The 22,004-nt window shown below is 54.7% G+C and carries 25 protein-coding genes; 6 read left to right on the forward strand and 19 right to left on the reverse strand.

Features of this window, described 5'->3' with window-relative positions:
- Positions 1–39: 39 nt before the first annotated feature.
- Positions 40–1,782: a gamma-glutamyltransferase gene (ggt, locus tag ACLJRH_RS07540; protein ID WP_023136532.1), complete on the reverse strand. Its 1,743-nt coding sequence runs from the start codon at positions 1,780–1,782 to the stop codon at positions 40–42.
- A gap of 125 nt (positions 1,783–1,907) precedes the next feature.
- Between ggt and ACLJRH_RS07545 the strand changes: the two genes are divergently transcribed.
- Complete coding sequence (locus ACLJRH_RS07545; RefSeq protein ID WP_000826034.1) at positions 1,908–2,324, forward strand: DUF2756 family protein; 417 nt, start codon at positions 1,908–1,910, stop codon at positions 2,322–2,324.
- Positions 2,325–2,336: 12 nt separating this feature from the next.
- On the opposite strand, the gene ugpQ is transcribed toward ACLJRH_RS07545, so the two are convergent.
- The 12 genes from ugpQ to livK all read right to left on the reverse strand — a co-directional run bounded on the left by ugpQ (position 2,337) and on the right by livK (position 13,121).
- A complete protein-coding gene (gene ugpQ / locus ACLJRH_RS07550; protein WP_000073548.1) occupies positions 2,337–3,077 on the reverse strand; it encodes a glycerophosphodiester phosphodiesterase in 741 nt (246 codons plus the stop codon).
- Positions 3,074–4,144, reverse strand: coding sequence for a sn-glycerol-3-phosphate import ATP-binding protein UgpC (locus ACLJRH_RS07555; RefSeq protein ID WP_000907842.1), 1,071 nt, complete (start codon positions 4,142–4,144; stop codon positions 3,074–3,076). Before ACLJRH_RS07555 ends, ugpQ begins: the two co-directional genes overlap by 4 nt.
- Before the next feature lie 2 nt (positions 4,145–4,146).
- The gene (ugpE, locus tag ACLJRH_RS07560) at positions 4,147–4,992 is read right to left on the reverse strand and encodes a sn-glycerol-3-phosphate ABC transporter permease UgpE (protein ID WP_000572196.1); all 846 of its coding nucleotides are present in this window, start codon (positions 4,990–4,992) and stop codon (positions 4,147–4,149) included.
- Positions 4,989–5,876 (reverse strand): sn-glycerol-3-phosphate ABC transporter permease UgpA, encoded by an 888-nt coding sequence (gene ugpA, locus ACLJRH_RS07565; RefSeq protein ID WP_000099303.1) that lies wholly within the window; start codon positions 5,874–5,876, stop codon positions 4,989–4,991. Before ugpA ends, ugpE begins: the two co-directional genes overlap by 4 nt.
- A gap of 104 nt (positions 5,877–5,980) precedes the next feature.
- Positions 5,981–7,297, reverse strand: coding sequence for a sn-glycerol-3-phosphate ABC transporter substrate-binding protein UgpB (gene ugpB / locus ACLJRH_RS07570; RefSeq protein WP_000624747.1), 1,317 nt, complete (start codon positions 7,295–7,297; stop codon positions 5,981–5,983).
- A 258-nt stretch (positions 7,298–7,555) separates the two neighbouring features.
- Positions 7,556–7,924, reverse strand: a complete 369-nt coding sequence (locus ACLJRH_RS07575; protein WP_001549713.1) for a type II toxin-antitoxin system death-on-curing family toxin — start codon at positions 7,922–7,924, stop codon at positions 7,556–7,558.
- Entirely contained in the window at positions 7,921–8,142 is a 222-nt protein-coding gene (locus tag ACLJRH_RS07580) for a type II toxin-antitoxin system Phd/YefM family antitoxin (protein WP_023136533.1), read from the reverse strand. The genes ACLJRH_RS07575 and ACLJRH_RS07580 overlap by 4 nt, the downstream gene beginning before the upstream one ends.
- 130 nt (positions 8,143–8,272) lie before the next feature.
- Entirely contained in the window at positions 8,273–8,986 is a 714-nt protein-coding gene (livF, locus tag ACLJRH_RS07585; RefSeq protein ID WP_000416114.1) for a high-affinity branched-chain amino acid ABC transporter ATP-binding protein LivF, read from the reverse strand.
- A 1-nt stretch (position 8,987) separates the two neighbouring features.
- Positions 8,988–9,755, reverse strand: coding sequence for a high-affinity branched-chain amino acid ABC transporter ATP-binding protein LivG (livG, locus tag ACLJRH_RS07590; protein ID WP_000082083.1), 768 nt, complete (start codon positions 9,753–9,755; stop codon positions 8,988–8,990).
- On the reverse strand, positions 9,752–11,029 hold the full coding sequence (gene livM / locus ACLJRH_RS07595) for a branched chain amino acid ABC transporter permease LivM (RefSeq protein ID WP_000803764.1): 1,278 nt from the start codon (positions 11,027–11,029) through the stop codon (positions 9,752–9,754). Before livM ends, livG begins: the two co-directional genes overlap by 4 nt.
- Positions 11,026–11,952: a high-affinity branched-chain amino acid ABC transporter permease LivH gene (gene livH, locus ACLJRH_RS07600; RefSeq protein ID WP_000003007.1), complete on the reverse strand. Its 927-nt coding sequence runs from the start codon at positions 11,950–11,952 to the stop codon at positions 11,026–11,028. Before livH ends, livM begins: the two co-directional genes overlap by 4 nt.
- Positions 11,953–12,011: 59 nt before the next feature.
- Positions 12,012–13,121 (reverse strand): high-affinity branched-chain amino acid ABC transporter substrate-binding protein LivK, encoded by a 1,110-nt coding sequence (gene livK, locus ACLJRH_RS07605; protein ID WP_000822976.1) that lies wholly within the window; start codon positions 13,119–13,121, stop codon positions 12,012–12,014.
- Between the two features lie 421 nt (positions 13,122–13,542).
- Between livK and panM the strand changes: the two genes are divergently transcribed.
- Together panM and ACLJRH_RS07615 are read left to right on the forward strand one after the other, a co-directional pair.
- Positions 13,543–13,926 (forward strand): aspartate 1-decarboxylase autocleavage activator PanM, encoded by a 384-nt coding sequence (gene panM, locus ACLJRH_RS07610; protein WP_000778873.1) that lies wholly within the window; start codon positions 13,543–13,545, stop codon positions 13,924–13,926.
- The gene (locus tag ACLJRH_RS07615; protein ID WP_001517957.1) at positions 13,904–14,038 is read left to right on the forward strand and encodes a hypothetical protein; all 135 of its coding nucleotides are present in this window, start codon (positions 13,904–13,906) and stop codon (positions 14,036–14,038) included. Before panM ends, ACLJRH_RS07615 begins: the two co-directional genes overlap by 23 nt.
- A gap of 83 nt (positions 14,039–14,121) precedes the next feature.
- Here the strand turns inward: ACLJRH_RS07615 and livJ are convergent, their stop codons facing one another.
- The 5 genes from livJ to ftsY all read right to left on the reverse strand — a co-directional run bounded on the left by livJ (position 14,122) and on the right by ftsY (position 19,841).
- Entirely contained in the window at positions 14,122–15,225 is a 1,104-nt protein-coding gene (gene livJ, locus ACLJRH_RS07620) for a branched chain amino acid ABC transporter substrate-binding protein LivJ (RefSeq protein ID WP_001528146.1), read from the reverse strand.
- Positions 15,226–15,546: 321 nt separating this feature from the next.
- Positions 15,547–16,401, reverse strand: a complete 855-nt coding sequence (gene rpoH, locus ACLJRH_RS07625; protein ID WP_000159621.1) for an RNA polymerase sigma factor RpoH — start codon at positions 16,399–16,401, stop codon at positions 15,547–15,549.
- 245 nt (positions 16,402–16,646) lie between these two features.
- Complete coding sequence (ftsX, locus tag ACLJRH_RS07630) at positions 16,647–17,702, reverse strand: permease-like cell division protein FtsX (protein ID WP_001081707.1); 1,056 nt, start codon at positions 17,700–17,702, stop codon at positions 16,647–16,649.
- The gene (gene ftsE, locus ACLJRH_RS07635) at positions 17,695–18,363 is read right to left on the reverse strand and encodes a cell division ATP-binding protein FtsE (protein WP_000617729.1); all 669 of its coding nucleotides are present in this window, start codon (positions 18,361–18,363) and stop codon (positions 17,695–17,697) included. The genes ftsX and ftsE overlap by 8 nt, the downstream gene beginning before the upstream one ends.
- 2 nt (positions 18,364–18,365) lie before the next feature.
- Entirely contained in the window at positions 18,366–19,841 is a 1,476-nt protein-coding gene (ftsY, locus tag ACLJRH_RS07640) for a signal recognition particle-docking protein FtsY (protein WP_023137384.1), read from the reverse strand.
- Positions 19,842–19,966: 125 nt separating this feature from the next.
- Here ftsY and rsmD point away from each other — a divergent pair, with 125 nt between their 5' ends.
- Together rsmD and ACLJRH_RS07650 are read left to right on the forward strand one after the other, a co-directional pair.
- Positions 19,967–20,563 carry a 16S rRNA (guanine(966)-N(2))-methyltransferase gene (gene rsmD, locus ACLJRH_RS07645; protein ID WP_023137383.1) on the forward strand — a complete coding sequence of 199 codons (597 nt, stop codon included), beginning with the start codon at positions 19,967–19,969 and terminating at the stop codon, positions 20,561–20,563.
- Positions 20,553–20,822 (forward strand): DUF1145 family protein, encoded by a 270-nt coding sequence (locus ACLJRH_RS07650; RefSeq protein WP_000906762.1) that lies wholly within the window; start codon positions 20,553–20,555, stop codon positions 20,820–20,822. Before rsmD ends, ACLJRH_RS07650 begins: the two co-directional genes overlap by 11 nt.
- 21 nt (positions 20,823–20,843) lie before the next feature.
- Here ACLJRH_RS07650 and ACLJRH_RS07655 read toward each other — a convergent pair whose 3' ends face one another.
- Positions 20,844–21,215, reverse strand: coding sequence for a DUF2500 domain-containing protein (locus ACLJRH_RS07655; RefSeq protein WP_000042850.1), 372 nt, complete (start codon positions 21,213–21,215; stop codon positions 20,844–20,846).
- A 141-nt stretch (positions 21,216–21,356) separates the two neighbouring features.
- Here ACLJRH_RS07655 and ACLJRH_RS07660 point away from each other — a divergent pair, with 141 nt between their 5' ends.
- Positions 21,357–21,983, forward strand: coding sequence for a lysoplasmalogenase (locus ACLJRH_RS07660; RefSeq protein ID WP_000964735.1), 627 nt, complete (start codon positions 21,357–21,359; stop codon positions 21,981–21,983).
- Positions 21,984–22,004 lie beyond the last annotated feature (21 nt).

Here is a 22,004-nt window from a genome sequence, read left to right on the forward strand (position 1 = left end):
AAATAGCCCGGTGTCTGACACCGGGCCTGGATTTAAAAATCAGTATCCCGCCGTTAAATCATCCACCGAACGCGGGTCAGACGCGCCGTACAGTTCGCCATCCGGTCCAACCATAATACTTTGGGTGCTGCCCATCGCTTCTTTCAGCGCGACTTTCTGCCCTTTCTGTTCCAGCAACTTCAGCGTATCGGGGCTGAAGCCCTTTTCTACCCGCAGTTCGTCCGGCAACCATTGATGATGGAAACGCGGCGCGTTGGTCGCTTCGGCGACGTTCATGCCAAAATCAATAGTATTGACCACCATTTGCAGTACGGTAGTAATAATACGGCTACCGCCAGGACTGCCGGTCACCAGCCAGGTTTTCCCGTCTTTAACGACGATAGTCGGCGACATCGACGACAGCGGACGCTTCTTCGGACCGACCGCGTTAGCATCGCCGCCCACCAGGCCATAAACATTAGGTACACCGGGTTTAGCAGAAAAATCATCCATTTGATTATTCAGCAGAATACCGGTATTTCCCGCCACAATTCCTGTGCCGAAGGTGGTGTTCAGGGTATAGGTCACCGCCACAGCATTGCCGTCTTTATCCACCACCGAGAAGTGGGTGGTCTGGTTGCTTTCATACGGGGCGAGCTTGCCCGGTTTTATCTGGCTGGAAGGTTTGGCCTTGTTGATATCAATTTGATCGGCCAGCGTTTTCGCATAGGCTTTGTTGGTCAGCGCCTGCCACGGCACTTTCACAAAGTCCGGGTCACCCAGATACTCTGAGCGGTCGGCATAGGCGTATTTTTCCGCTTCCGCCATGATTTGCATGGCATCGGCGCTGCCAAAGCCGTACTTCTTCATGTCGAAATTTTCGAGGATATTCAGGATCTGTACGATGTGAATACCGCCCGAGGATGGCGGCGGCATGGAGAAGACCTGATACCCGCGATAGTCACCGCTGATTGGCGAACGCTCAACGGCTTTATAGCTGGCTAAATCCTCTTTGGTCATCAGACCGCCGTTCTTCTGCATTTCTCCGGCAATCTGGTCAGCAATCGCCCCTTTATAAAACGCATCCGGGCCATTTTCAGCAATCATTTCCAGGCTTTTCGCCAGATTCTTCTGGACCAGCTTATCGCCTTTTTTCAGCGGCTCGCCGTCTTTCCAGAAAATGACTTTGCTGTTCTCATGATTAGGGATCACTTCGCTGCCGTAAGTTTTTAAGTCGTCGGCCAGCGCATCGTTAACCACAAAACCCTCTTCCGCCAGCTTCATCGCCGGACGCACCACTTTATTCAGCGGCATCGTGCCGTATTTCTCCAGCGCCAGCGAGAACCCCGCCACGCTACCCGGCGTACCGGATGCCAGATGCGACGTCAGCGACTTTTTCGCATCGGCGTTACCCTGCTCGTCGAGGAACATATCACGGGTCGCGCCAGCAGGCGCCATTTCACGAAAATCGATCACCGTGGTAGCGCCATCTTTAGTGCGCAGCAGCATAAATCCTCCGCCGCCCAGATTCCCGGCTTGCGGATGCGTGACAGCCAGCGCATAGCCCACGGCGACGGCGGCATCCACGGCATTACCGCCCTGCTTTAAGATATCCACGCCAACCTGCGTCGCCATTGCATCCACGGACGCCACCATCCCTTGCGTCGCCCGCACAGGATGAAAGACATCTTCTTCAACACCATAGGAGACTGGCGGCGCGACGGGAGGATTGGCCACCGCGCTAAACGTCCCCCCGGCCAGCAGAGCGGCGATCGCCACCCAGCGCATAAACGTTGGTTTCATCGTTGTTTTTCTCCAGATAAATGGGTGTATGTCCCGTTTAATCCTGGTCCACAACGCTTAAAAAATCATCATCATGGCGAAATAGAGGTACACTTAAAAAGAGGCCTCATCGGGAGGAGACGACAATGAAACGCTTACTACTTATTACGGCTTTGTTACCCTTTGCTGTATTGGCCCAGCCAATTAATACACTCAATAACCCTAATCAGCCGGGTTATAAGATTCCCAGCCAGCAGCGTATGCAGACGCAGATGCAAACGCAGCAGATTCAGCAGCAGGGTATGTTGAAACAACAGATGCAAACGCAGGCTCGCAGCCAGCAGCAAAATCTACAGTCGCAGTTGAATGCCAATACGCAGCGGGTTCAGCAGGGACAGCCGGGCAACGGTATGCTCGGTCAGCAAACGCTGCCCAATACGCAGGGCGGAATGCTCAGCGGTAGCGGAAATCCGGACCGGATGCTAAACCATTCCCAGCCAATGTTGCAGCAGGGCAGCGGGACGCCGCAGCCTGACATCCCGCTGAAAACCATCAGCCCTTAAAACTGACGGCCCTTAAAACTGAAAGTGAGGGCCGATGTCATCAATGCGATCGGTGCAGATACAATCCACGCCCCAGCGCAGCAGCTCTGCCGCCCGCTGAGGCTGATTGACGGTATACACCAGAATCCGCAGACCCGCGGCCTTAATCTCTTGCACTCGCGTCTCATCGAGTAATTTATGGTTGAGATGGAGGGAAACACAGCCCAGACGGGTCGTCAGTTCACGCCAGTCTTCACGCCATTTATCCAGCAGTAACCCGCGCGGCAGTTCAGGTGCTGCCGCCTGCGCCGCTTCCAGCGCCTCTATCTCAAAGGAAGAAAGCAGCGGCGGCGTCATCCCGGCCCACAGTTCGCGGGCGGCCAACGCCACGACTCGTCCTGTTAGCCTTCCGCTCCCCGTTGTCGGTTTTATCTCAATATTCGCCATCATGCCGTGTTTACGGCAGCGCTCCGCCACCTGCGAGAGCAGCGGCAGCGGCTCGCCTTTAAATTCGCCGCTAAACCAACCGCCAGCGTCCACACGCAATAAATCCTGCCAGTTCAACTCGCCCGCCACGCCCCAACCGTTGCTGGTGCGCTCCAGGTTATCGTCATGCAGCAGGAAAATTTCGCCGTCTTTCGACAGCTTGGCATCAAACTCAATCATGGTGTGCCCGTATCGCGCGCCCACGTCAATCGCCGCCAGAGTGTTTTCCGGCGCCAGTTTACCGCCGCCGCGATGGGCGACAATGTGGGGATAAGGCCAGTTACTCATACACGTTGTCCTGTTTCGCCATCAAAAAGATGCCGCTGATGTTCCGGCAGATGCAGCCATAGCGTACTGCCCGCCGCCGGGCGCTGCTGATGCGCCAACCGCACCACCAGTTTCTGATCGCCCCAGCGCCCATGCGCCAGATTATCCGCGCCCAGAATCTCCAGCGTGTCTACCGTTAGCGGCACGCCACCTTCCGCCTGCGAGCTTAACGCAATATGCTCCGGGCGGATACCCAGCGTCATTTTACGTCCGGCATGACCTCGATAGCCCGCACCAATCGGCAACGCCAGACCGCCAGGCAATTCGAAACGGTCGCCGGAAGCGCTGATAACGCCGTCCAACAGGTTCATCGCCGGGCTGCCGATAAAGCTCGCCACGAAGCGACTGGCCGGTTTTTCATACACCTCTACCGGCGTGCCAATCTGTTCTGCGACGCCTTTATTCATCACCATCACCCGCTGGGCCAGCGTCATCGCCTCTACCTGATCGTGAGTAACATAGAGCGAGGTGGTACGAAGACGACGATGCAGATGTTGTAACTCCAGACGCATCTGCACGCGCAGCTTGGCGTCGAGGTTAGAAAGCGGTTCGTCGAATAAAAAGACTGCCGGCTCGCGGACGATCGCGCGCCCCATTGCCACGCGCTGCCGTTGACCGCCGGAAAGCTCGCGTGGACGGCGTTTAAGCAGGCCGTCCAGCTCCAGAATGCGCGCCGCCTCCCGCACGCGTTCTTCAATATGCGCTTTGCTCATACCGCGAATTTTTAGTCCCCACGCCATGTTCTCCTCTACGCTCATATGGGGATAGAGAGCATAGTTCTGAAATACCATCGCGATGCCGCGATCTTTGGGCTCCATCTCGGTGACACGTTTGCGATCAATCCAGATATCGCCGCTGGTCACGCGTTCCAGACCGGCCACCATCCGCAACAACGTTGATTTGCCGCAGCCGGACGGCCCGACCATCACGATAAATTCGCCATCCGCCACGTCCAGCGTTAACGGTTGAATGACCTGGGTTTTGCCGTCCCAGCTTTTGGTTACTGCCTGTAGTTTTAAACCAGCCATTTTTATTTCTCACTATCGACCAGGCCACGCACAAACGCGCGCTGCATGGCTAAAACGATGACAACCGGGGGAATAAGGGTCAGCAGCATTGCCGCCATCACCTGGTTCCATTGCGTGGTACCTTCGCCGGTGGCGATCATCCCTTTGATACCCGCTACGGCAGTGCCAAGATTCACGTCGGTGATAATCAACAGCGGCCACAGATACTGGTTCCAGCCGTAGATAAAGGTGATGACGAATAACGCCGCCAGGTTGGTTTTTGACAGCGGCAACACGATGTCGCGGAAAAAGCGCATCGGCGACGCGCCGTCAATACGGGCCGCCTCCACCAGTTCATCCGGAAGCGTCATGAAGAACTGACGAAACAGGAAAGTGGCGGTAGCGGACGCCATCAGCGGTAGCGTCAGACCAGCATAGCTGTCGAGCATTTTCAGGTTGGCGATCACTTCCACCGTCGGGAAGATACGCACTTCAACCGGCAGCATCAGGGTGATAAAAATCATCCAGAAGAACAGGTTACGCAGGGGAAAACGAAACCAGACGATGGCGAATGCGGAAAGCATAGATACCGTGATTTTGCCTACCGTAATGCTGAACGCCATAATGAAACTGTTAAGCATCATCAGCCAGAATGGCGCGCTATTAACACCGACGCCGTTGACCCAAATAGTTTTGATATTCTCCAGTAACTGCGTGCCGGGAAGCAGCGTCATCGGCGTCTCAAACACCGCGCGGTCGTCCAGCGTCGCCGCGACAAACGCGACATACAGCGGAAACAAAATGACCGCGATCCCCAGAATCAGCATGGTATGGCTGAATATTGTCAGCCCGCGACGATTCTCTATCATTGGTAACGCACCTTACTTTCCACATAGCGGAACTGCACCACCGTCAGAATGATGACGAGGAACATCAACACCACCGACTGCGCGGCGGACGCCGAGAGATCCAGGCCGGTAAACCCTTCGCGATAGATCTTATAAATCAGCGTCGTGGTGGCTTGTACCGGCCCGCCGGCGGTCGCGGCGTCGATCACCGGGAAGGTGTCGAAAAAGGCATACACCAGGTTGACCACCAGCAGGAAGAAACTGACCGGCGCAATAAGCGGCAAAGAAAGCCGGAAGAAACGACGAATCGGCCCGGCGCCGTCAATGGCCGCCGCTTCCACCAGCGAGCGGGGAATGGATTGCAGCGCGGCAAAGAAGAATAAAAAGTTGTAACTAATCTGCTTCCAGACTGACGCAAATACCACCAGGAACATCGCCTGACCGCTGTTTTGCGCGTGGTTCCAGTCATAGCCGAATTCGCCGAGGAAATGGGTGATTAATCCCCGCCCCGGGTTAAACAGGAAAATCCACAATACGGCGGCGACGGCGGGCGCGACGGCATAAGGCAGCAGCATCAGCGTCTGATAAAAACGGCTGCCGCGCACCACGTAATCCACCAGGGCGGCGAAAAACAGCGAGACCAGCAGGCCGCTAAACGTGACCAGCGCGCTGAATTTAATCGTCGTCCAGAAGGCGTCGAGATAATAACTGTCGTGAAAAAGCGCGACAAAATTCTCCAGCCCGACAAATTGGCTGGAAAAACCAAACGGATCGACGCTTTGCAGCGAATACCACAGCGCTTCGCCCGCAGGCCAGATAAAGAAAATAACGGTGATAACCAACTGCGGGGCAACCAGTAAATACGGCAGCCAACGCGAGCGGAACACCGGACGGGATGATGACATGAAGGTTCTTTTCCTGGAAGGTGCCGGATGGCGGTGCAAGCACCTTATCCGGCCTACAAACGCTGTAGGCCTGATAAGCGCAGCGCCATCAGGCACTTATACACTTAAGATTTGCTCGCTTTCTCAAAACGACGCAGTAACTGATTCCCGCGATCCACCGCGGTATCCAACGCCTGTTGTGGGGTTTTCTTCCCGGTCCAGACGCTTTCCAGCTCTTCGTCCACGATAGTACGAATCTGCGGCATATTGCCCAGACGCAAGCCTTTGGTGAAGGGTAACGGCGGCTTATTCAACATCTGGCGAGTGGCGATATCCGCACCGGGGTTTTTATCGTAATAACCCTGCTCGCGGGTCAGCTCGTAGGCGGCGGTGGTAATCGGCAGGTAGCCAGTTTTTTGATGCCATTCAGCAGCGTTTTCCGGTTTTGCCAGGAAGTCGAGGAATTTGGCGACGCCGGTATAGGTTTCTTTATCTTTACCCTGCATGACCCATAGGCTGGCTCCGCCGATAATGGCGTTTTGCGGCGCGCCCTTGATATCAGCGTCGTACGGCATCATACCCACGCCATAGTTAAATTTGGCATACTGGCGGATATTGGCAAGCGAACCGGAGGACGCGGTTGTCATCGCGCAGTCACCGTTATAAAACTTCTCGGTAGACTCGTCCTTACGCCCAACATAGCTAAAATCGCCTTTCTTATTCATCTCTTCCAGCAGCGCGATATGTTTCACCTGCTCTGGCTTATTAAATTCCAGCACCGCATCTGTACCGTCAAAGCCATTGTTTTTACTGGCGAAGGGGAGACCGTTCCAGGCGCTGAAGTTTTCCAGTTGGATCCAGCCTTGCCAGCCGCTGGCGTAACCGCATTTCATGCCAGCCGCTCTCAGTTTCGCGGTATAGTCAGCCAGCTCCTGCCAGGTTTTCGGCGGCTGTTCCGGATCTAAACCGGCTTTCTTAAAGGCGTCTTTGTTGTAGTACAGTACCGGCGTGGAGCTGTTAAAGGGCTGGGAGAGCAGATGCCCGCTTTTAGCATCGGTGTAGTAGCCTGCAACGGTTGGTACAAACTGGGACTCGTCAAAGTTAATACCGGCGTCTTTAAACACTTCATAAACCGGCTTAATGGCTTTCGAGGCCATCATGGTCGCCGTCCCAACCTCATAAACCTGCAATATTGCCGGCGCGTTGCCGGTACGGAATGCCGCGATCCCGGCGCTCAGGTTCTGTTCATAGTTCCCCTTATAGACCGGAACGATTTTGTAATCCGGATTGGCCTGGTTGAAACGTTGCGCCAGTGAATCAACTTCTTTGCCTAACTCCCCTTCCATTGAATGCCAGAATGGAATAGTGGTGACGGCCAACGCCTGACCCGTAAATGCCAGACTCAGCGCCAGTCCTAAAGCTGTATGTCGTAACGATATCATCGGTTATCTCTCTTTTTGTGCCGGGATGCGCGATATCACGCGTTTTATGTTCGCGGGGGTAACATGACATGCTCGAATGACAGAAAAATAACTTTTTTATTACAAAAAAAAGATAGTAAGGCGACAGAGAGATGGCAAGGCAGTGAAAGCGCCGGAAAAGAAAAGTGGGAGCTACGGCACGGATAGGTACGACATTATTCCCGGGGACGGCACACATGCCGTAACTCAACCAGGCGGAGCGTCGCCGGGATTAACATCTCAGGCGCGTAAGCGAACGGCAATTTGCTCCAGCGTAAGCCGCCCTGCCGCCGCATCGACTGTCATATCGACAAAATCCGGATTCGCAGCGAGTGAGACCCCGTTACGCTTTAAAAACAGCAGCGTAATAAATAAGGCGGTGCGTTTGTTACCATCATTGAAGATATGCCCACGGGATATAGCGAGCAAATGCATTGCCGCCAGCAGCCACACGTCGGTCACCCCTTCATATTCGATTTGATTGAGTACCCGGTACATTAGCGCTTCCGCGCGGCCAGGATCAGGCATACCTGTTACACCAGGCGTAACGCGGAGAAGCCTGTCGTGAAACTGAATTATCTCTTCCGCTGAGATAAGTTGTAGGGTCATTTATCCGCCAGCTCCCTGAGCTCATTGCCATGAACCGCCATAATGGCAGCAAACTCATCATCCATTCGCGCCATCTGATAACGCTCAAACTCCTCGGCGCTGATGATCACTGCGGACTTATGCCCACGACGCGTGATGGTGACAGGGCCCGCCGTCACCGCACTTTCCAGGACTTCGGCCAGATTTTGCCGCGCTTCGCTATAGTTAACCGTACGCATAAACACCTCCCCAGTTGTACATGTTTATTGTACAACAAACACGTACAAAAAAAGAGCCATCAGGCTCTTTTGAAAAATTTTACCGCTTGCCGTTACCGGGGGCGGCGCACGCGCTTCCCCCTGGCACAGTCTAACCGCCCAGATAGGCGCTGCGCACCGCTTCGTTCGCCAGCAGTGCATCACCGGTATCGGATAGCACCACGTGGCCGTTTTCCAGCACATAACCGCGGTCGGCGAGCTTCAGCGCCTGGTTAGCGTTTTGCTCGACAAGGAAGATGGTCATACCCTGCTCGCGCAACTGCTCAATGGTGTCGAAGATCTGCTGGATGATGATCGGCGCCAGCCCCAGCGACGGTTCATCCAGCAGCAATAGCCTCGGCTGGCTCATCAGCGCGCGGCCAATCGCCAGCATCTGCTGTTCGCCGCCGGACATGGTGCCCGCTCGCTGGATACGGCGTTCATGCAGGCGCGGAAACAGCTCGTACACCCATTTGATACGCTCCTGAAACCGATCGCGCTCGGCAAAAAAACCGCCCATCGCCAGATTCTCTTCCACCGTCATCCGCGAGAAGACGCGCCGCCCTTCCGGCACTATCGCCACCGCTTCACGCATGATTTTCGCCGTCTGCCAGTCGGTGATGTCTTTACCGTCAAACACCACCCGTCCGCTGGAGGCGCGCGGATCGCCGCACAAGGTGCCAAGCAGCGTCGTTTTCCCCGCGCCGTTAGCGCCAATCAGGGTAACGATTTCCCCCTGGTTGATGTGCAGACTGACGTCGTGCAGCGCCTGAATTTTGCCGTAGTGGGCGCTGACTTTTTCAAACGTTAACATCGTTTTTTCCATCTTATGCCTCACCCAGATAAGCGCGGATGACGTCCGGGTTGTTGCGGATCTCTTCTGGCGTGCCGTTCGCCAGCGGCGTGCCCTGGTTCACCACGTAAATGCGATCGGAAATGCCCATCACCAGCTTCATATCGTGTTCAATCAGCAAGATAGTGGTGTTGTGATGGTTACGTAGTTCGGCAATCAGCTCATCCAGCTCTTTGGTCTCTTTCGGGTTAAGACCAGCCGCCGGTTCGTCGAGCATCAGAATTTCTGGCTGCGTCACCATGCAGCGGGCAATCTCCAGCCGGCGCTGGTCGCCGTAGGCCAGATTACTGGCCTGGCGGTTGGCATGTTCCAGCAGGCCAATACGCTCAAGCCAGGTCGCCGCGCGGTCCAGCGCTTCGCTTTGCGCGCGGCGGAAAGCGGGCGTTTTCAACAGGCCGGAAAAGAGGCCCGTTTTCAGTTGCTGGTGCTGCGCCACCAGCAGGTTTTCAATCACCGTCATTTCGCGAAACAGGCGAACATGCTGGAAAGTACGTACCACGCCCATGCGGGCGATCTGCTGGCCCGGCAATCCTTCCAGATGCCGCTCGCGCAACGTGATCGTACCGCCTGTCGGCTTATAAAAACCGGTCAGGCAGTTAAACACCGTCGTTTTACCCGCGCCGTTAGGGCCAATCAGCGACACAATTTCCCGCTCACGCAATTCCAGCGATACATTGTTGACCGCCAGCAAACCGCCAAAGCGCATCATCAGGCCGTTAACCGCTAATAATGGCTGACTCATGCCTGCTCTCCTTTCGCCTGACCACTTTTCAGCTTCAACTGCGGACGCGTCATCGGCAGCAATCCCTGCGGGCGCCAGATCATCATCAACACCATCAAACCGCCGAGCATCAACATGCTGTATTCGTTGAAATCGCGCATCAACTCGCGCGACACCACCAACAGAACCGCCGCCAGGATCACCGCAAACTGCGAGCCCATTCCGCCCAGCACCACAATCGCCAGCACGAAGGCGGATTCGGCGAAGGTGAAAGATTCCGGGCTGACAAAGCCCTGGCGGGCGGCAAACAACGTCCCGGCGAAACCGGCAAACGCGGCGCTGATAGTAAAAGCGGTTAGCTTGATGCGCGTCGGGCTTAAACCTAATGAGCGACAGGCGATCTCATCTTCACGCAACGCTTCCCACGCCCGGCCCAGCGGCATACGCAGCAGGCGGTTAATGACAAACAGCGACAGGACCACCAGCAACAGGGCCACCAGATAGAGGAAAATGACCCGGTCGGATGGGTCGTACTTCACGCCAAAGAAATTGCTGAAGGTATCCCAGCCGCCTTCGCGGGTGTTGCGGCTAAACTCCAGACCAAACAGCGTCGGTTTGGGGATCTGGCTGATACCGTTCGGGCCGCCGGTAATTTCAGTGTTGTTGAGCAACAGGATACGGACGATTTCGCCGAAGCCGAGCGTCACAATTGCCAGATAGTCGCCGCGCAGGCGCAGTACCGGGAAGCCGAGCAGGAAACCGGCGGCGGCGGAGACCAGTCCCGCCAGCGGCAGGCAGGTCCAGAAACCCAAACCATAATAGTGGTTGAGTAGCGCAAAGGTATAAGCGCCGATGGCGTAAAAGCCGCCGTAGCCCAATACCAGCAGGCCGGACAGCCCCACCACCACGTTCAGCCCCAGACCGAGGATGATATAAATCATGGTCATAGTGGCGATATCGACGCTACCGCGCGACACCATAAACGGCCACGCCACGGCGATAACCAGCAGCGCCATCAGAAACAGCTTTTGCTTAACGGTAGAGCCATCGATCGCCGGCAGAATAAACTTCGGTCCGGAGACGTGCTTCACCGCTTTCTGGAACATCGGACGCAGCAACTGAAAGAAAAAAACCACTGCCGTACCGATAAAGATCCACTGCCAGCGGATGTCGGCGGCGGTATCCACCACCAGTTTGGTGCCGTCCAGCTCCAGTTGTACGCCCATGAAGACGCCAGCCAGAACGAAGAACATCGCCGCAGAGAACAGAGCCATCGCAATATGCATCGGTTTCATACTTTCTCTACCTCCGGACGCCCCAGGATACCGGTCGGCATCACCAGCAGTACCAGAATCAGCAGAGCGAACGATACGACATCTTTATATTCGGTACTTAAATATGCAGACGAGAGCGCTTCGGCGACGCCCAAAATCAGACCGCCGATCATCGCGCCCGGAATGCTGCCAATACCGCCCAGCACCGCCGCGGTGAACGCTTTCATCCCGGCCATAAAACCGATGTAGGGGTTAATCACGCCGTAAAATTGCCCAAGCAGCACACCCGCCACCGCCGCCATTGCCGCGCCGATAACAAACGTTAGCGCAATGACGCGGTCGGTATTAATGCCGAGCAGGCTGGCCATTTTCAGATCCTCCGCGCAGGCGCGGCAGGCGCGGCCCATCCGGGAGTAGCGAATGAAAATGGTGAGCGCCAGCATAGCCAGAAAGGTGACTATCCAGATAACCGCCTGCATGGTGGTGATGGACGCGGAAAAGTTTTCGCTGCTGCCCACAATCCACTGGCCGTTAAACAGGCTGGGTAACGCCACGTCGCGCGAACCTTCCGTCAGGCTGACGTAGTTTTGCAGAAAGATAGACATCCCGATGGCGGAAATCAGGGCGATCAGGCGCTTGGAGTTGCGCACAGGCCGGTAAGCGACTCGCTCGATACTCCAGCCGTAGGCGCTGGCAATAATAATCGCGCCGATAAATCCGGCGGCCACCAGGAGCCAACTGGTGTCTATTCCCATCATCATTAGCGCGGCGATGATCATAAAAGAGACGTAGCTGCCGATCATATACACCTCGCCATGAGCGAAGTTGATCATGCCGATAATGCCGTACACCATCGTATAACCGATAGCAATCAGCGCGTAGGTGCTCCCCAGCGTGACGCCATTAAACATCTGCTGCAAGAAATAGAGAAACTGCTCGGACATAAGGTAACCTTTTTAAACCCGCCCGGCGTGCGGGCGGTGGGATAACTTATCTTCTGGCATTACTTCGCGACGGTTGACGAGCCGTCGGCGTGCCACTGGAAGACGCCAAATTCAAATCCCTTAAGATCGCCTTTTTCATCCCATTTCAGCGGCCCAATAACGGTATCAGCCCCGTTAGCTTTAAGATCTTTCACCAGATCCAGCGGAGCATGGCTGGCGCTACGCGTCATTGCGGTCGCCAGCGACTGGACGGCGGCGTAGGTGATCCAGACATACGGACCGCTGGGATCTTTCTTGTCGGCTTTCAGCGCCTCGACAATCGCTTTATTCGCCGGGTCCTGGTCATAACGTTTTGGCATCGTCACCAACATGCCTTCCGCCGCACCGCCCGCAATATTGGACAGCGACGCGTTACCCACGCCTTCCGGCCCCATAAATTGCGTTTTCAGGCCATTAGCCCGCGCCTGGCGCAGCATCTGCCCCATTTCCGGGTAGTAGCCGCCGTAATACACAAAGTCGATATTCTCTTTTTGCAAGCGGGCAATCAGGGCGGAGAAATCTTTTTCGCCGGCGGTAATACCATCAAAAAAGACAATATTGGCATTGCCTTGCTTCAGGCCATCCTGCACGGAGCGCGCCAGTCCTTCGCCGTATTGCTGTTTATCGTGAATGATAGCGATGCGCTGCGGTTTCACCGTTTCCAGGATATATTTCGCGGCTGTTGGCCCCTGGGAGGAGTCCAGGCCGGCGGTACGCATAATGTACTGATAGCCGCGCTGGGTCAGCTCCGGGTTAGTCGCCCCTGGGGAGATCATCAGAATACCTTCATCTTCATAGATATCGGATGCTGGCTGAGTAGAAGAAGAACACAAGTGACCAATAACGTACTGAATACCGTCGTTAACGATTTTGTTGGCCACCGCCACCGCCTGTTTTGGATCGCAGGCATCATCGTACTCTACGCCGACCAGCTTATCGCCTTTAATACCGCCTTTAGCGTTGATGTCTTTAATGGCCTGGCGCGCGCCGTTAAATTCCATATCGCCCCATTGCGCTACCGGGCCGGACATCGCCCCGACTATGGCGACTTTAATATCATCTGCCATTGCCCCCTGCGAGACTGCTAATGCAACAATCCCTGCGATTATTGTTTTCGCTTTCCGTTTCATGTGCCTGTATCCCCATTCGTGATGTTATATGTTTTGTTTTTTGCTGGTTAAAAAGCAGACTGTACTTTTTATAAATGGTGCGCTTTTTACTGACTCATTAATGAGTTAGCGCAGCATTTAAAGCATAATAAGATTAAAATCTCTATTTTTCAGTCTATTAAGAAAAGATAATATTCTGCTTTTCGCTATAGATAAACAAAAAAAAGCATGCTTGTCAGCATAAAATAACGGCATATTAAGCGGAATAATTCACTAGCATTCAGGGAATTATGCTGCCTGTTTTCCATTCTCTAATGCTTCAAACTGTAATTATCGTTGTTAAAAAATTAATAACCTGGTAAATGACACAAAAAAGAGAAAGCATCTGGCCTGCCTGTTTCGGTACACTGATCGCATCTTTTGAAATCGGGACAAGCCGTCGATGAAGCTGACTATCCTTCGTTTAGAACACTTTAGCGCTCAGGATCAGATCGATCTGGGCAAAATCTGGCCGGAATATTCCGCCTCCTCATTAAGCGTAGATGAAACGCACCGGATTTATGCCGCGCGGTTTAACGAGCGTTTGTTGGGCGCCGTAAGAGTGACGCTGAGCGGAACGCAGGGCGCGCTGGATTCCTTACGCGTGCGTGAAATCACCCGTCGTCGCGGCGTCGGGCAATACCTGGTAGAAGAAGTCATCCGCGATAATCCCAACGTCTCGTCGTGGTGGATGGCGGATGTCGGTGTTGAAGACCGCAGCGTGATGGCCGCGTTTATGCAGGCGTTAGGTTTTACCGCCCAGCATGACGGCTGGGAGAAGCGCTAAAAGAAAGCCGGATGGCGCTGACGCTTATCCGGCCTACATGCCGGGAGAAAAGATAAAAACCACCTCGCAATTTTCCAAGAATTTCGCGTTGCAGGCAGGCGGCAAGTTATGAAATCCCCGGGAGCTTACATAAGTAAGTGACCGGGGTTGAATAACGTAGCCAACGCACCTGCAGCGCGAAAGGCGCCAGGAAAATTACTTAGCGTCTGTCGCCGTACCGTTCGCATGCCAGTCAAACACGCCGAACTCAAATCCTTTCAGATCGCCTTTCTCATCCCATGACAGCGGTCCCATTACGGTGTCGACCGTGGCGCCTTTCAGGTATTTGGCGATTTCCGCCGGATCGTCGGAGTGGTTCAGCCCCGCCTGTAAGGATTGCAGCGCGGCGTAGGTGGTCCACACGAATGCGCCGCTAGGATCTTGTTTCTTGGCTTTGATGGCATCCACAATCGGTTTGTTCGCTGGCACCTGATCGTAGTTCTTCGGTTTGGTGACCAGTAAGCCTTCCGCCGACTCTCCGGCGATGTTAGACAGCGAGACGTTCGCGACCCCTTCCGGCCCCATAAACTGAGTTTTCAGCCCTGCGGCGCGGGACTGGCGCAAAATCTGCCCCATTTCCGGGTGATAACCGCCGTAGTAGACAAAGTCGATATTCTCTTTTTTCAGACGCGCTACCAGAGTGGAGAAATCTTTTTCGCCGGCGGTGATGCCGTCAAAGAATACGACATTAACGCCGCCTTTCTTCAGACCGTCCTGCACCGCGCGCGCCAGCCCTTCGCCGTACTGCTGCTTATCGTGGATAATCGCGATGCGCTGCGGTTTTACCTTCTCCAGAATATACTTTGCCGCCGTTGGCCCCTGGTCAGAGTCCAGGCCGGTGGTACGCAAAATCAGGTTATAGCCGCGTGCGGTCAGCTCCGGCGCGGTCGCCGCCGGGGTTATCATCAGGATACCTTCGTCTTCGTAGATATCAGACGCTGGCTGTGTGGAAGAGGAGCATAAGTGACCGATAACATACTTGATGCCGTCGTTCACCACTTTGTTAGCGACAGCTACCGCCTGTTTCGGGTCACAGGCGTCGTCATATTTCACCGCGACGAGCTTATCGCCTTTAATACCGCCTTTCGCATTGATATCGGCAATTGCCTGTTCCGCACCGGTAAACTCCTGATCGCCATACTGCGCTACCGGACCGGACATCGCGCCGACAACCGCGACTTTAATGTCCTCGGCGAATGCCATATGGCTTAATGACAGGGCGATACATCCTGCCAATAACGTTTTACCCTTCATATTCATCCTGATAATCCCCATTATTCTGGTTGTTACGTGTGTTGTGGTGTTATTGTTCAGCACTTTATTTCGATTATTGGCTAGCTACTCGTGCTTTAGCAGCATACTCTGCTAAAACATACCCGATTTTTATTATTTTGGAATAGCTAAATTTACATCCAGATAACAGATTTGTGTCGGTGGGGGAGAGGAAGGGCCCGTAGGCCCGATAAGCGAAGCGCCATCGGGCAAACGTGTTGCCGGATGGCAGCGTAAACGCCTTATCCGGCCTACAAAAAACAAAACCCCCGAATTCACATTCGAGGGTTCATTGGCAATTCGCGAAGATTACGCTTCGATCGCAGCGCGAAGCTTTTTCATGGCGTTCTTTTCAAGCTGGCGCACACGCTCAGCGGAGACGCCGTAACGATCGGCCAGCTCCTGCAACGTAGACTTATTGTCTTCGTCCAGCCAGCGAGCGCGGATAATATCCTGGCTACGCTCGTCGAGCCCCTGCATCGCATCGGTCAGTCGGTTGGCGGCCTGCTCTTCCCAGTTATCGTCTTCAATGCCGTCGGCAAAGTTAGACGATTTATCCTGCAGATACAGCACCGGCGCCATTGGCTGGCTGTCGGACTCATCGTCCGAAGACATGTCAAACGTCATGTCCTGCGCCGCCATACGCGACTCCATCTCACGCACGTCTTTACTGGAAACACCCAGTTCGCGCGCCACCATTTCAACCTCATCCTGATTAAACCAGCCCAGACGCTGCTTGGTTTTACGCAGATTAAAGAACAGCTTACGCTGCGCTTTCGTGGTTGCGACTTTAACGATACGCCAGTTACGCAGCACGTATTCGTGAATTTCTGCTTTAATCCAGTGTACGGCGAAGGAAACCAGGCGCACGCCTACTTCCGGGTTAAAACGACGTACGGCTTTCATCAGGCCGATGTTGCCTTCCTGGATCAAATCCGCCTGCGGCAGACCATAGCCCGCATAGTTACGAGCAATATGAACAACAAAGCGCAGGTGAGACAGGATCAGCGTTTTAGCTGCTTCCAGATCGCCCTGGTAATGCAGCCTTTCAGCCAATGCCCGCTCCTCGTCAGCCGATAACATCGGCCACGCGTTCGCCGCCCGGATATAAGATTCCAGGTTGCCAACAGGGGCTAAAGCTAAATTTTGCATTTCTTTGGTCATTCAAATCCTCTCAATCAGTATTGCCTGGCACCGTCAGCGAGCAACAACCGTGCCAAAGCCGATGAGCAACGAGAATATCACCCACTCTTTTATCAGACAGTGATTTTATCCACAAGTTCAATGTAACACTGTGCATAATTTGCACAAATCTTGTGACATAAAGATGACGCGCGGGGAAGAGACAACAGGGACTCTTTCCCTGCGAACGGAAGCCCATTGCAGGGAAAGATTATACCACGATTTTATCAATCGGGAGTAAAGTGACGTAAATGTTGCACCGTGGCCAACCAGGCGGCGATCCAGCCAATCATGGAACAGACCAGCAGCAGCAACAGGCACTCATCGAACGATAAGCCATTGAGATCAAACTTCGTGCCGAAGACCTGCGCCACTTCAGTCACCGCCGATGATAAACGCATCACCAAAATTTCAGACAATATCAGTGAAAGAAACGCGCCGGAAAAACCGAGCAACGCGCCGCCGTAGAGGAACGGACGCAGGATAAAGCCATCGGTCGCGCCAATCAGCTTTTGCACGTTAATGGTGTCGCGACGGGCAAAAATGCTCAGACGCACGCTGTTGCCGATAACGAGGAAGACCGCCGCGACCATCAGCACGCCGATCATCGCCGACACACGGCCCACCAGCCCGGTGAGCGCCGCCAGGCGCGCAAACCAGCTATCATCCATGCGGACTTCGTCAATGCCGTTAATCTGCGAGATACGGTCGCGCAGCGTATTAAGCGAGGCGGTACTTTGAAAGTCCAGCTTGGGGATCACCACCGCCACCGCCGGTAGCGGGTTCTCTTCCAGCATATCCAGCGCGCCGCCAAAACCCGACCAGTTGCGGAATTCTCCCAGCGCGTCCTCACGGGACAGGTAGTTGACCTTCTCAACGCCCTGCTCGGCCTGAAGCTGCCCAACGACCCGCGCCGCCGCGTCATCATCCAGCGTTTTTTGCAGATAAACGGTGATCTGCGGCGACGGGTAATACTGAGTCGCCGCCTGGTTGACGTTCTTATAGACCATGTAACAGACGCTGGGCAGCGTCAGGGAGATGGCGATCACCATCACCGTCAGAAACGTCGCCAGCGGTTTGCTTTTCAGATCCTGCAGCGCGCCGTGCCAGGCATAGCGCACCTGCTCATTAAAGACGTTCGTTTTACGTGAGTTCGGTTTCGGCGTCGGCTTCTGGCGTCCTGGCGCGTTGCGCCCGCCGCCTGTTCCGCCGCGAGACTTACGCAGTCGATCCAACCGTCCGCCGAACTGCCTGATTTGGTTAATCGCGTCGCGCCTATTCATTGGCCAGGCCTCCATGCAGATGTCCATCGCTCAGGACGAGCTGCCTATAGGAACGACGGGAGATAAGTCCAATATCGTGCGTCGCCATCAGTACCGTCACCCCTACGCGGTTAAACTCTTCAAACAGACGTAAAATCCCTTCCGACAACGCGTCGTCCAGGTTCCCGGTCGGTTCATCCGCCAGCAATACCGCTGGCTTATTGACCACCGCGCGGGCGATGCCCACGCGCTGCTGTTCGCCTCCGGAGAGTTGAATCGGGAAGTTTCTCGCTTTGTCCAGTAGTCCAACCTTATCCAGCGCCGCCGACACACGACGACGGATATCATCGCCGCTGGCACCGGCAATGATTAACGGTATCGCCACATTGTCATAGACCGTGCGATCCATCAGCAGATGGTGATCCTGGAAAATCATCCCAATCTGGCGGCGCAAAAACGGCACTTCGCGGTTTTTCAGGCGCGTAATATCATGCCCGCTGAAGAAGATTTTGCCGGCGCTGGGCCGCTCAATCCCACAGATTAGCTTCAGCAGGGTACTTTTCCCCGCGCCGGAGTGGCCGGTCAGAAACGCCATCTCGCCTGGCCGCATATGGAATGTCACTCCCTGCAGCGCTTGTCTCCCGCCGAGATAGGCCTTGCTGACATGTTCAAAGCGAATCATTGTTAATCCTCTCGGGCAAAAAGTGCCTCAATAAAATCGTCCGCCTTAAACGGACGCAAATCCTCGATACGTTCGCCCACGCCAATGTAACGAATAGGAATGCCAAACTGGTCAGCTACCGAGAAAATCACCCCGCCTTTCGCCGTACCGTCCAGCTTGGTCAGGGTAATACCGGTTAAGCCTACCGCTTCATGGAACAGTTTGGCCTGGCTTACCGCGTTCTGTCCGGTGCTGGCGTCAATGGTCAGCATAACTTCATGTGGCGCTTCTTCGTCCAGCTTTTTCATGACGCGAACGATTTTTTTCAGCTCTTCCATCAGGTGCGACTTGTTCTGCAAACGCCCTGCCGTATCGGCAATTAACACATCCACATTACGCGCCTTCGCGGCCTGGATAGCGTCAAAAATCACCGAGGCGGAGTCCGCGCCGGTATGCTGGGCGATAACCGGAATGTTGTTACGCTGTCCCCAGACCTGTAGCTGTTCGACCGCCGCCGCGCGGAAAGTATCCCCCGCCGCCAGCATCACTGATTTACCCTGCTGCTCAAACTGGCGCGCCAGTTTACCGATAGTAGTGGTTTTACCCACGCCGTTCACGCCAACCATCAGAATAACAAAAGGCGTTTTACCTTCAATATTAAGCGGTTCGTCTACCTTCGCCAGAATCTCGCCCATCTCGTCTTTCAACAGACCATACAGCGCCTCGGCATCTTTAAGCTGTTTGCGGCTGGCGCCTTCCGTCAGATTAGCGATAATCTTACGCGTGGTTTCCACCCCGACATCAGCGATGAGCAACTGCTCTTCCAGCTCCTCGAACAAATCATCGTCGATTTTCTTGCCGCGGAACAGACTGATAAATCCGGAACCGAGATTTTCTTTGGTTTTCAGCAGGCTGCGTTTCAGGCGGGCAAAGAAACCTTCTTTAGTCGGTTTTTCCTGCTCCTGAACGATCGCTTCCACCGGCGCGTCTTCTTCCGCTGGCGGAACAACCATCACCGCCTCTTCCGCCGCCTGAGCGGCCAGCGCCTGCGCTTCCAGCTCTTCGTCGGTGAATTTCGCCGCGTTTTCGCCCTCTTCTTCTACCGCGGCAATGACCTCTACGGTTTCCGCTTCGGCCTGCCACTCTTCCGGCGAGATAGCCTCGTCTTTGACCTCTTCCGGTAGCGGCAACTCCTCGCGTTCCACCGCGATCTGCGGCGCTGCCGTCTCAATGGCCGCCGCGGGCTCCGGCTCTACCGGCTGCGGTTTTTCGCTCTCCTGAACCTTCTCAGTAACGTCCACCACCTCTTCCGCAAAGGCTTCGGTTTCTGCTTTGCTGTGCGCGGGCGTTTGCGCGTCTATGTCTGCCGCCGTTTCAACAGGGGGCTCAACCGGTCGTTGTTCCTCAACAATCTGCTGTTCTTCGGTCTGTTCCTGCTTCTGCTCTTTATCACCGAAGCCCAACCAGGAAAAGAAGCCACGTTTTTTCTGTTTTGCCATCTGCGACTACACCCCTCGCGGCGCTATATACATGGAAGCTAAAAAAATGATGAAATAGTCTATCACTTAACTTAATTCACATCACCGCCTGGAATAACTTGCAACAGGCGGTTCGAGCAAGAGAAATGAAAAAACCGACTCACTTTGGCAGCGGCCAAATCCGCATTATTGGCGGGCAATGGCGTGGCCGTAAATTACCGGTTCCGGACAGCCCGGGTCTGCGTCCCACCACCGATCGCGTGCGCGAAACGTTATTTAACTGGCTGGCTCCGGTAATGGTAGACGCCCATTGTCTGGATTGCTTTGCCGGCAGCGGCGCGCTGGGTCTGGAAGCGCTATCGCGTTATGCGGCCCAGGCAACGTTACTGGAAATGGATCGCGCCGTATCGCAGCAGTTGCAAAAAAATCTGGCGACGCTGAAAGCCAACAATGCTCGCGTCGTCAATACCAATACTCTGACCTTCCTCAGCCAGCCGGGGACGCCGCATCACGTCGTCTTTGTCGACCCGCCGTTTCGTAAAGGGCTGCTGGAAGAGACGTTACAATTGCTGGAAACCCAGGGATGGCTGGCCGACGACGCGCTAATCTACGTAGAAAGCGAGGTGGAAAACGGTCTGCCGCCCGTTCCGGCGAACTGGGCATTGTATCGAGAAAAGGTGGCCGGACAGGTCGCTTATCGTCTGTATCAGCGCGACGCGCAAGGAGAAAATGATGTTGATTAATCTGGGCCGCTTATTAATGCTCTTCGTGTGGGCATTTTTGATTCTTAACCTGGTGCAACCCTTCCCGCGCCCGCTCAATATCTTCGTCAACGTGGCGTTGGTGTTCATGGCGCTGATGCACGGTATGCAGTTGGCGTTGCTGAAATCAACGATACCGAAAGAGGGTCCGCAGATGACGACGGGAGAGAAAATCCGCATTTTCCTGTTCGGCGTGTTTGAGCTGCTGGTCTGGCAGAAGAAGTTTAAGAACAAAAAATAACGTTTGCTGCCGGATGACGGTTTATTCGTTATCCGGGGTACGGCTAACAAACCCGACGAACCGCGTTCCCTTATAGCTCAGCGTACCTTGATCGCCCACCGTCAAAGCGTGGTACTGCTGCGCTTGTAAACGGAACGTTTTTTCCAGACCGCCATTGAGCGGCTTAAAACTTGCCTCATAGCGCATACTGGTTCCCGCCGGGCTCACTTCCTGCTGGCGAGAGCGTCGGTCATTAACCGGCTTCTCCCGTTTATTGCTGACCACGACCAGCTTTTGCTGTAACGGCGCCGCCTCATTAGCGGCTTTTTCCCGCCGTTGCTGAACGAAGCGAAACGACGCGGCAACTACGATTAATGCAATGATTATAATGAAGAAAAGCGGTGGCTTACTCATACTGTTAACCTGTCAGAAAATGCGGAAATAAGCATACCCTGCCCGTTATAGTGTTGTCATCTGACCGTCACGGCCTCTACACTGAATAATAGAGCCGCAAGCATACCGTTTGCGAAAAAATAACGAATTCAAGGAATTAAGATGCTTTGGTCGTTTATCGCTGTCTGCCTGTCCGCATGGCTGTATGTGGACGCCTCCTATCGCGGGCCAGCCTGGCAACGCTGGGTTTTTAAGCCCGTCACGTTATTACTATTGCTGTTGCTGGCCTGGCAAGCGCCGATGTTTGACGCCATCAGTTATCTTGTGTTGGCCGGACTGTGCGCCTCGCTGGTCGGCGATGCGTTAACGCTCTTACCGCGTCAACGCCTGCTGTACGCCGTCGGGGCATTTTTCTTATCGCATCTGCTCTACACCATTTACTTTGCCAGCCAAATGACGTTGTCGTTCTTCTGGCCGCTGCCGCTGGCGTTACTGATAGTCGGCGCGTTGCTTATCGCCGTTATCTGGACGCGACTGGAGGAGCTACGCTGGCCGGTATGTACTTTTATCGCCATGACTCTGGTCATGGTCTGGCTGGCGGGCGAACTGTGGTTCTTCCGCCCAACGGCGCCAGCCCTTTCGGCCTTTACCGGCGCGACGCTGCTGTTCATCGGCAATATCGTCTGGCTGGGTAGCCATTACCGCCGCCGTTTCCGGGCGGATAACGCGATTGCCGCCGCCTGCTACTTTGCCGGACACTTCCTGATTGTTCGCTCGCTGTACCTGTAAATAATAGCGCTTGACTCTGGA

It is taken from the genome of Salmonella sp. SAL04162 (assembly GCF_046551535.1).
In the GTDB taxonomy this organism is placed as follows: domain Bacteria; phylum Pseudomonadota; class Gammaproteobacteria; order Enterobacterales; family Enterobacteriaceae; genus Salmonella; species Salmonella enterica.